8 protein-coding genes are annotated in these 9089 nt (G+C 69.8%); 1 reads left to right on the top strand and 7 read right to left on the bottom strand.

The annotated features are described in order from the left end of the window. Positions 1-1416: tetratricopeptide repeat protein (locus AB0J09_RS45870; RefSeq protein ID WP_360706002.1), on the top strand; the 1416-nt coding region annotated here is incomplete at its 5' end. A gap of 99 nt (positions 1417-1515) precedes the next feature. Here AB0J09_RS45870 and AB0J09_RS45865 read toward each other — a convergent pair. The 7 genes from AB0J09_RS45865 to AB0J09_RS45835 all read right to left on the bottom strand — a co-directional run. After that, positions 1516-1830 (bottom strand): hypothetical protein, encoded by a 315-nt coding sequence (locus AB0J09_RS45865; RefSeq protein ID WP_360705999.1) that lies wholly within the window; start codon positions 1828-1830, stop codon positions 1516-1518. Between the two features lie 359 nt (positions 1831-2189). Then, positions 2190-3347 (bottom strand): MMPL family transporter, encoded by a 1158-nt coding sequence (locus AB0J09_RS45860; protein ID WP_360705996.1) that lies wholly within the window; start codon positions 3345-3347, stop codon positions 2190-2192. Between the two features lie 53 nt (positions 3348-3400). Next, the gene (locus AB0J09_RS45855) at positions 3401-4240 is read right to left on the bottom strand and encodes an SDR family NAD(P)-dependent oxidoreductase (protein WP_360705993.1); all 840 of its coding nucleotides are present in this window, start codon (positions 4238-4240) and stop codon (positions 3401-3403) included. After that, the gene (locus tag AB0J09_RS45850; RefSeq protein WP_360705990.1) at positions 4237-5334 is read right to left on the bottom strand and encodes a cytochrome P450; all 1098 of its coding nucleotides are present in this window, start codon (positions 5332-5334) and stop codon (positions 4237-4239) included. The genes AB0J09_RS45855 and AB0J09_RS45850 overlap by 4 nt, the downstream gene beginning before the upstream one ends. A gap of 82 nt (positions 5335-5416) precedes the next feature. Next, positions 5417-7654, bottom strand: coding sequence for a xanthine dehydrogenase family protein molybdopterin-binding subunit (locus AB0J09_RS45845; protein ID WP_360705987.1), 2238 nt, complete (start codon positions 7652-7654; stop codon positions 5417-5419). Beyond that, on the bottom strand, positions 7651-8628 hold the full coding sequence (locus tag AB0J09_RS45840) for a xanthine dehydrogenase family protein subunit M (protein WP_360705984.1): 978 nt from the start codon (positions 8626-8628) through the stop codon (positions 7651-7653). The genes AB0J09_RS45845 and AB0J09_RS45840 overlap by 4 nt, the downstream gene beginning before the upstream one ends. Continuing rightward, a partial coding sequence (locus AB0J09_RS45835; RefSeq protein WP_360705982.1) for a (2Fe-2S)-binding protein occupies positions 8628-9089 on the bottom strand: 462 nt, incomplete at its 5' end. The genes AB0J09_RS45835 and AB0J09_RS45840, both read right to left, overlap by 1 nt.

Here is a 9089-nt window from a genome sequence, read left to right as displayed (position 1 = left end):
CGGATGAGCGCCCGGCCCGGCTGGCCGGTGTCGACGTTGGCGACCCGGCTGGCCACCGCGCGCGGCCGCCTCGATGAGTTACGGGCGGACGACCGCGCGGTCCGCGCGAGTTTCCAGGGCAGCTACCAGGATCTGCTGGCCAGCCCGCATGGTGTGGCGGCGGCACGGATGTTCCGGCTGCTGGGCCTGCTCGACGGTCAGGATCTGAGCCTCCCCGTCGCGTCCGCGCTGGCCGACCTGCCCGATGAACAGGCCCGGGATCTTCTTGATCACCTGGTCGACGCACAACTGGTGGAGAACCACGCACCGGACAGGTACCGCCTGCACGACCTCCTGCGCCTGTTCGCCCGCGAGCGTGCGAGCGAAGGGGAGACCGAAACGGCACGCCAGGACGCCGTAGAACGGGTCCTGCACTGTTACCTGGCGACCGCGCGTACCGCGGTCCGCCTGGTGAAGGCGACCAGCTCGTGGCGCACGGCCATCGGCCCGCAGACACTCACCCACCAAGGCGTGGCGCTGAAGACGAGCGAGGACCTGCACGCGTGGATCGATGCCGAGGAGGACAACGTGCTGGCCGCAGTCGGACAGGCCGCGCGAACCTCCCACGCCGACCTCGCGACAGCGCTGGCCGTGAGCTTCGCCGTCTCGCTGTACGAACGTGGCCACTGGCTCAAACAACTGGCCCTCGGCGAGCTGGCTCGTCGAGCCGCCGAGCACACCGGGAACCTGCTCTTCCAGGCTCATATCTACGGTGATCTCGGCTGGGCACAGATCTGCACCGGCTGGACGGCCGAGGGAATCGTTCACCTCCACCGATCGCTTACCGTCTATCAGCAGCTCGGCCTTCCCCTCCGCGAGGCGGCCCTGCTGGATCAGATCGGCATCGCCTACCGCGCCTCGGGCCGCGCCGAGGAGGCCATCGAATATCACCTGCGGGCACTCGGCATCGAACGCAAGTCCGGAAACGACACTCCCTGGCGTGAAGGGGTGATCATTACGCACCTCGGCCTCGCGTACCAGCACGCAGGACGATTCGACGAGGCCATCGATCTGCACACGCGTGTGATGAGCATTTTCGACGAGTTCGGGGTGACCGTCGACAACGTGTGCGTCCGGATCCACCTCGCCGAGGCATACCGGCTCGCGGGAAAACCCGACCAGGCGGTGCGCCACCAACGCCAGGCGTTGACGCTCTACCAGGCCGCGGGCCACATCGGTGATTACCGGGAAGCGGAGATCTCCTGGGGACTCGGCCTCGCGCTCCACGACACCGGCGAGCCGGACACGGCACGGGGATTCCTCACAAGATCGGCCGACATCCTGCACCACCTCGGTCTCATCACCAGCGAAGAACGACAAGCCATGGAAAGCAGCGCCATACCCGACACACCGAAAGTGATCCAGCGCCAACTCTGAGGCCGCCCGGCCATGCCGACTGACATTAGAACCGCCGCCAGGGTCGGTGTCGCGTATGCGGTCTTCTTGTGCAGACCCATCTTTGCCGGATAGTCGTTCTCAAAGGGGGACGCGCACGCTGCGGCGCTCACCGACGGGGACGGGAGTCGTTGCCGGATTCACCACGCGGGACGCCCCTGTGCAGCCGATCTCCTGATAGACGATGACCGGCTCCCTCGTCCCATTGGTCACGCTCGTGAACGGCGCGACGGTGGAATAGCACCCTGCCGCGGGGTCGACGGCGGAATACACTCTCTTTCCTGAGGCGGCGTAGAGAGTCAAGCTGCCGGCCGCGGCGCCGGCAGGGGCGGGGATGCACGTCAATCCGGCCGTAGCCATTGACAGCATCAGGATGGTGCGCTTTGTGACTTTCATTGGCTATCACCTTCCTCGTGCGGTCGCACACTATTTAGAGAATGAGATGCTGGTGTTGACGGTGTAGTTAACTGAGTCGCCGGGACGAGCGTCCGAAGACCCGGACTCTTCGAGTCGGCCACTCGACTGCCATCACGAAAGATGCGGATATAGGGCGTCACCCACGCGTTGCCGTTCGCGCTGATGATTTGTGCACCGTCATCATAGAAATGACCGCTGAAATGCCACTGAAATCCCACGAAAGGCTTGTCCCGCCCACCCCCGGAGGTCTTGGCGTACGCGTTCTCCCGTGGTCGGGCGCTGATCGATGGGGAGTGGTATCTGTCCGAAGTTGTCCGGTTGGCTGTGACCGGGTTTGATCAGGGGTACGTGCGGAGGTGGTCTCGGAGTTTGCCGCTTTCCAGGTCGAAGTCGAGGGCCAGGGTGCGTTCGAGCGGGCGCGGCAGCCACCACACCCTGGGGCCGAGCAGGGTCAGCACGGCGGGCATCAGCGTCATCCGAACCACGAACACGTCCAGCAGGACGCCGGCCGCGATGCCCGGCCCCAGCATGCCGGTCAGTGGCTTGCCACCGGCGACCAGGACGAGCGAGACCACGGTCAAGACGAGCGCGGAGACGGCCATCACGGGGCGGGAGCGGGCGAAGCCGGTGCGGACGGCGGCCTCCGGGTCCAGGCCGTCGGCCAGCGCCGAGCGGATCCCGGCGCCGAGGAAGATCTGGTGGTCCATCGCCACCCCGAACACCACGATGATCGCGATCACCGGAAGCAGCGGGTGGGCACGGTCATCCCCCAGCGAGACGACGACGGCGAGGATGCCCAGCGTGGCTGCGATGCTCAGCAGGTAGCCCGCCACCGAGATGATCGCGAGCAGCACCGAACGGAAGGCCATCGCCAGGTGCTGGTACGTCAGCATCAGCATGAGAACCAGGTAGAGCGGGAGGAAACCGGTTTCGGCCTGGGCCAGTCGCAGGTCCCCGAGGCCGAGGGCCATGACGGCGAGCAGTGCCGTACCCGTCGCCAGGACTGGAACGGGATGACTCATGACGAACGCGACCCATCGTGATTCGGTGCGCGCCCGCCGGGCGGACCGGGGTGTGGTGAACGCCAGTAGCGCCGGGACCAGGGTGACCGCGGCGATCATGGCCACGAGGACCACGGCGAACGTGGTCAGGCCCGCCGTGACCAGGAAGTCCTGGCCGGTCATGACGAGTTGGAGCATGGGAGGGAAGACCGCCATGGCCGCGCAGACGACGCTCGGCCCGGCGGCTCCCATGGCCCTGGCGATGGTCTCGTTCCGGTTGGGGGACGGGTCGTCCCGGAGCGCGGTCAGGATCCGCGACCCGTAGTCGACGGCCACGACCAGAGCAAGGATCCACGGCAGGGCGAGGGCCCGAGGGTCGAGGCCGAAGCGCGGGACGACGACGCAGGCGGCCAGGAGGACGGCCAGCCAGATCGCGGCGACGAGCCCTCGGTGCCGGCAGCAGTACGCGCCGATGCCGTAGAGGGTGACAGACAAAAGCAGCTCTCCTCATCGGTGTGACAGGCCAGGCGGGGCAGAGCTCGGACTGGTCAGTCCACGGAAAACGGCACCATCCGGCGCATGAAGGCGTCCCAGCCGCGATCGCCCACCAGGCGCCGGGCCACCGGTGCCACCCGGGCCTGGGGCCCGACCTTGTACCGGGCCTTCGGGCGGCGCGCGGCGACCGCCTTGACGATCACCTTCGCCACGTCGTCCGCGCTCAGCACGTCACGCGCGCCCTCCCGGTGGGCCCGCTCGACCATCCTGGCCACGCTCTGCTTGAACCCCTCATAGGGGCCCTCATCGCCGGTCCGCGGGTTGTTCCGCTCACTGCTCGCCATGAACTCCGTCCGCACCGCCCCCGGCTCGACCAGCACGACCCTGACGCCGAACGGGGCGACCTCCTGCCGGAGCGAGTCGCTCAGCGATTCGAGCGCGTACTTGGTCATCGCGTACGGGCACCCGGTCGGGGGCGTCACGAGACCCGCGGCGGACCCCAGATTGACGATCGTGCCCGAGCCCTGCTCCCGCATCCCGGGCAGGACTAGCTGGCACATCCGGATCAGGCCGTACACGTTGGTCTCGAACACTTCGCGCACCAGAGAGAGTGGAACCTCCTCCACTGGCCCGCCACCGCCGCGCCCGGCGTTGTTGATCAGGGTTCCGACGGCGCCATGCTCCTCCTCGACAGCCCGTACGACCCGCACCATGGCGTCCTCGTCGGTCACGTCCAGCCGCTGCACCCGGCAGCCCGCGTCCCTCAACTCGTCCAGGGTGTCCAACCGCCGGGCCGTGGCCCAGGTGGGATAGCCGGCGCGGGCCAAGGCGAGTGCGGTGGCCCGTCCGATGCCCGTGGAGCATCCGGTGATCAATACTGCGTTGGATGTCATACCGCTTCTCCGGGATGCCAGGTGACAGGGAGACGGCGCACGCCGTACGTGATGGAGTCGGTGCGGAATTCGATGTCCTCCTGCGCGACCGCGAGCCGCAGGGTGGGGAGGCGGCGGAGCAGGGCGTTCAGCGCGACGCGCAGCTCGACGCGGGCGAGCTGCTGGCCGATGCACTGGTGGATCCCGTGGCCGAACGCGACGTGGCCCGAGGTCGTCCTGGTCAGCCGGAGCTCGTCCGGGTCGGGGAAGCGGACGGGATCGCGGTTGGCGGCGGGGAGCGAGATCGTCACGGTCTCGCCCGCGGCGATCCGCACGCCGTGCACCTCGATGTCCTTCAGCGCGGTGCGGGTCGGGCCGAGGTGGACGATGGACAGGTAGCGCAGGAGCTCTTCGACGGCGCCGTCGATCAACGACGGGTCGGCGCGCAGACGGTCCAGCTGGTCGGGATTGGACAGGAGGGCGAGCGTGCCGAGGCTGAGCATGCCCGCTGTGGTTTCGTGACCGGCGATGAGCAGCATGACGGCCACGCCGGTCAGCTCCTCGTCGGTCAGCTCGCCACCCTCGATCAGGCCGCTGATCAGGTCGTCCGCGGGCTTGGAGCGCTTGCGCAGGACCAGCTCGTGGAGGTACCGGGCGATGTCGGCGGTGGCCGCGCCGGCGTGCTCCGCGCTGGCGTCGAGACTCGCGATCACGGCCGTGTCCCGCTGGAACCTCTCGCGGTCGCGGTACGGCACACCGAGCAGTTCGCAGATGACCAGCGACGGGATGGGCAGGGCGAAGGACTCGACCAGGTCAAGAGGCGGGCCCAGCCGTTCCATCGCGTCGAGGCGTCCGGCGGTGATCTCCTCGATCCTGGGCTCCAGCTCGCGCATGCGGCGCACGGTGAACTGGCCGGTGATCAGACGCCGGTACCTGGTGTGTTCGGGTACGTCCAGGTTGATGAAGATCCCCGGCCCTGCGGGCTCCCGCGAGCCGTACCCAATCGGCCGGCGCTGGAGCTCCGACCGGGCGCTGAAGTCGGGATGGGCGAGGACCGCCCGGGCCGCGGCGTGACCGGTCACCAGCCAGCCGAGGTGGCCGTCAGGGTAGGCCATGCGGCTGATGGGACGTAGCCTTGCCAGCTCTGTCGGCGGGTCGAGGGGGCGGGTGCGGGTCGTGGGCAGCGGGTGGGCCATCTCATTCCTCGCTCGCGGGAAGCAGCTTCTCCGGGCTGATGGGCAGGTCGCGGACGCGGACGCCGGTGGCGTTGAAGACGGCGTTGGCGATGGCCGCCGCGGAGCCGACCGTGCCGATCTCGCCGAGGCCGCGGCTGCCGACGGGATTGAAGATCGTGTCCGGATAATTCAGGAAGTGGACGTCGATGTCTGGGATGTCGGCGTTGGTGGGGATGAGGTAGTCGGCGAAGTTGGCGTTGGCGATGCGCCCGGTCGCGGGCTCGACCTCGGCGCCCTCCAGGAGCGCCTGGCCCAGGCCCCACACCACGCCACCGATGATCTGGCTGCGCGCGGCCGCGGGGTTGAGTATGGTCCCGGCGTCCACCACGCTGGTCATCCGGGCCACCCGCGTCTCGCCGGTGAACCGGTTGACCCTGACCTCGCTGAAGTGCGCCGCGAACGAGCTCATGGCATGCGAGGGCGTGGCCTCGGGCGTGCTGGTGCCGCTCGCTGTGACACCGTCGACGTCCATGACCGTCAGCAGGCGACCGAACTCGATGCTCCGCCCGTTCGCGCTCAGCACCCCGTCGCGGTAGCTCACCTCCTCGGGCGCGAGCCCGTGGAACGGCGAGCGCTCGTGCTGGGTCGCCCGCAGGATCAGCGCGTCCGTGGCCGCCTTGGCGGCGGCCCTGATCGCGGGCGCGACGCTCGAACTGCCCGCCGATCCTACGGCGCCCGCCATCGCCCCGATCGACATCGGGTCCGGGCTGAGCCTGGTGTCGCCGAGCACGGACACCACACGGGCGAGCGGCATGCCGAGGCTGTCCGCGGCCGTGATCGCCAGCACGGTCCGCATGCCAGTGCCCATGTCGGAGGTGGCCGCCCCGACGTGCACGGTGCCGTCGTTGCGGAATGCGACCCGCATCGTCATCTCGTACCGGTTCGCCCCGTACACCCCGGCTGCCATGCCGTACCCGACCAGCCACTCCCCCTCCACCACGGAACGCGGCTCCGCCTTGCGGCGCGACCAGCCGAAGCGGGCCGCGCCGAGCTGCAGGCACTCGGCGAGGTGCTTGGAGGAGTACGGCCCACCGTTGGTGGGGTGGCGGTCGGTGTCGTTCGCCAGCCGGAGCGCGACCGGGTCGAGGGCGAGCGCGTGGGCCAGCTCGTCCATCGCGCACTCCAGCCCGAACGACCCGGCCTCCTCACCCGGCGCCCGCATGATCGTCGCCGGCGGCATGTCCAGCGTCACGACCTTGGTGCCCGTGTGAACGTTGGGCGCCTTGTAGACGCCAAGTGAGTAGCCGCTGACGCCGTTGTAAAGGGAGCTGACGTTCGACCTGGTGGACACGCAGTCATGCTTGATCGCGCGGAGCTTGCCGTTGCGAGCCGCGCCGAGCGCGACGTCCTGGACGACGGCCGGGCGGTGGCCGGTCACCGAGTAGAGCTGCTCGCGGGTGAGCGCCAGTTTGACCGGGCGGCGCACCTGCCGGGCCGCCGCGGCCGCGAGCACGGCGGGTGGCCAGGTGCTGGCCTTGCCGCCGAAGGCGCCGCCGACGTGCGTGCTGATCACCCGTACGGCCGCGGCCTCGACCTCCATCGCGACGGCGATCTCCTGTGCGTGCAGCAGCGGTCCCTGGGTGCCGCTGTGGATGGTGAGCTTGCCGTCGGCGTCCCAGGCGGCGATGGCGGTGTGGGGCTCCATCGGGTTGTGGTGCTCGGGCCGCTGGCTGTAGGAGGTCCGGACGGTGACGGCGCTGTCGGCCAGTGCGGCGTCGATCGAGCCGAACCTGGGCTCCAGGACGTCGGCGACCGGTGGGCCGGTCAGCGGGGGCGGCACGACGGCGTTCGGGATACCGTCGGCAAAGGACGTGTTCGGCCGTCTGGCGTCGTAGGCGGTATCGACCAGTGCCGCCGCGTCCCGTGCCTGCTCGAAGGTCTCGGCGATGATCAGGCCGATGACCTGTCCGTGGTGGCGGACCTCGCGGTCGCCGGGCTGCAGCGGGAAGCGGTTGGGTCCGTAGAGGTAGTAGCCGGGGCCCTGCGCCCAGGGGCCTGCGTACCGCAGCGGGTTGAACGGCGTGAAGACGGCGAGCACGCCGGGTGCGGCGAGGGCGGCGTCGGCGCTCATCGTGCGGATGGTGCCGTTCGCGATCGTGCTGAGCACCAGGTAGCCGTGGACGAGGCCGTCGACGGGGTGGTCGCCGGAGTAGCGGGCGGCGCCGGTCACCAGGCGCGGTCCGTCAACGCGGTTGGTCATGGCCGGCCTGCCAGCCGGGTGAGCGCGCGGATGACGGTCTGTCGCAGGAGGGCGGGCTTGAAGCCGTTGTGCGGCAGAGTCCTGGCGCCCTCGGCCGCGCGGGCCGCGGCCTGCTCGAAGACCTCCGGGCGGGCCGGGCGGCCCTTGAGCGCGCTCTCGACCGCGGGCAGCCGCCACGGCTTGGTGCCCACTCCCCCGGCCGCGATCCGCGCGTCCGCGACGGTGCCGTCGCGCAGGTCGATCGCCGCAGCGACGGAGGTCAGCGCGAACTCGTACGACGTTCTGTCGCGTACCTTGACATACACCGACCGCTTGGCCCAGGCCAGGACCGGCACCGTCACGCCGGTGATCAGCTCGCCCGGGCGCAGCCGGTTCTCCAGGTGCGGGGTGTCTGCGGGCAGCAGGTAGAAGTCCTCCAGGCCGACGGTACGGGTGCCGGACCGGTCGCACAGCCGCACCGAAGCGTCGAGAGCCGTCAGCGCCACGGCGAGATCGCTGGGGTGCGTGGCCGCGCAGGAACCGCTCGTGCCCAGGATCGCATGCGCGCGGTTGCTGCCGTCGAGGGCGGGGCAGCCGCTGCCGGGCGTGCGCTTGTTGCAGGGCGTGGCCGGATCGCGGAAGTATCCGCAGCGCGTGCGCTGTAACAGGTTTCCGCCGATGCTGGCCATGTTCCTGATCTGGGGCGAGGCGCTCTGGAGCAGCGCCTGGGAGATCACCGGGTAGTGGGCGGCGACCATGGGGTGGGCCGCGGTGTCGCTCATCTTGGCCAGCGCGCCGACGTACAGGCCGGTCGTGTCATAGCGGATGTCGCGCAGCGGCAGCGCGCCGATGTCCAGCACCGCGCTCGGGGCCAGGACGTCGAGCTTCATCAGGTCCACCAGCGTGGTGCCGCCCGCCAGGTAGGCCGAGCCGTCGCCGGCCGCCGCCAGGGCGTCCTCAACGTTGGAGGGGGCGCTGTAGGTGAAGGCGCGCATCAGCTCGGCCCGCCCTTCCCGACGGCCTCGACGATGTTCGGGTACGCGCCGCAGCGGCACAGGTTGCCCGACATGAACTCCCTGATCTCCGCCTGCGAGCCGTCGTGCCCCTCCCTGACCAGCGCCACCGCGGACATGATCTGCCCGGGGGTGCAGAAGCCGCACTGGAGGGCGTCGCAGTCGAGGAACGCCTGCTGCATCGGGTGAAGCCTGGCTCCCTTTGCCAGCCCCTCGATCGTGGTGACGGGCCTGCCGTGCGCGCTGGCGGCCAGGGTCAGGCAGGACAGCACCCGGCGGCCGTCCATGTGCACGGTGCAGGCGCCGCACTGGCCCCGGTCGCAGCCCTTCTTCGTACCCGTCAGGTGGAGCCGCTCGCGCAGCGTGTCCAGGAGCGTCGTCCTGGCGTCGAGGCGGAGGCGGTGGGTCGCGCCGTTCACGCGGAGGGTCAGGTCGAGCGTTGT

The sequence above is a fragment of the Nonomuraea sp. NPDC049784 genome, assembly GCF_040659615.1.
Classification (GTDB): Bacteria; Actinomycetota; Actinomycetes; order Streptosporangiales; family Streptosporangiaceae; genus Nonomuraea.
Note: the sequence above shows the minus strand (reverse complement) of the source record. Positions and strands in the feature narration are given on the sequence as shown.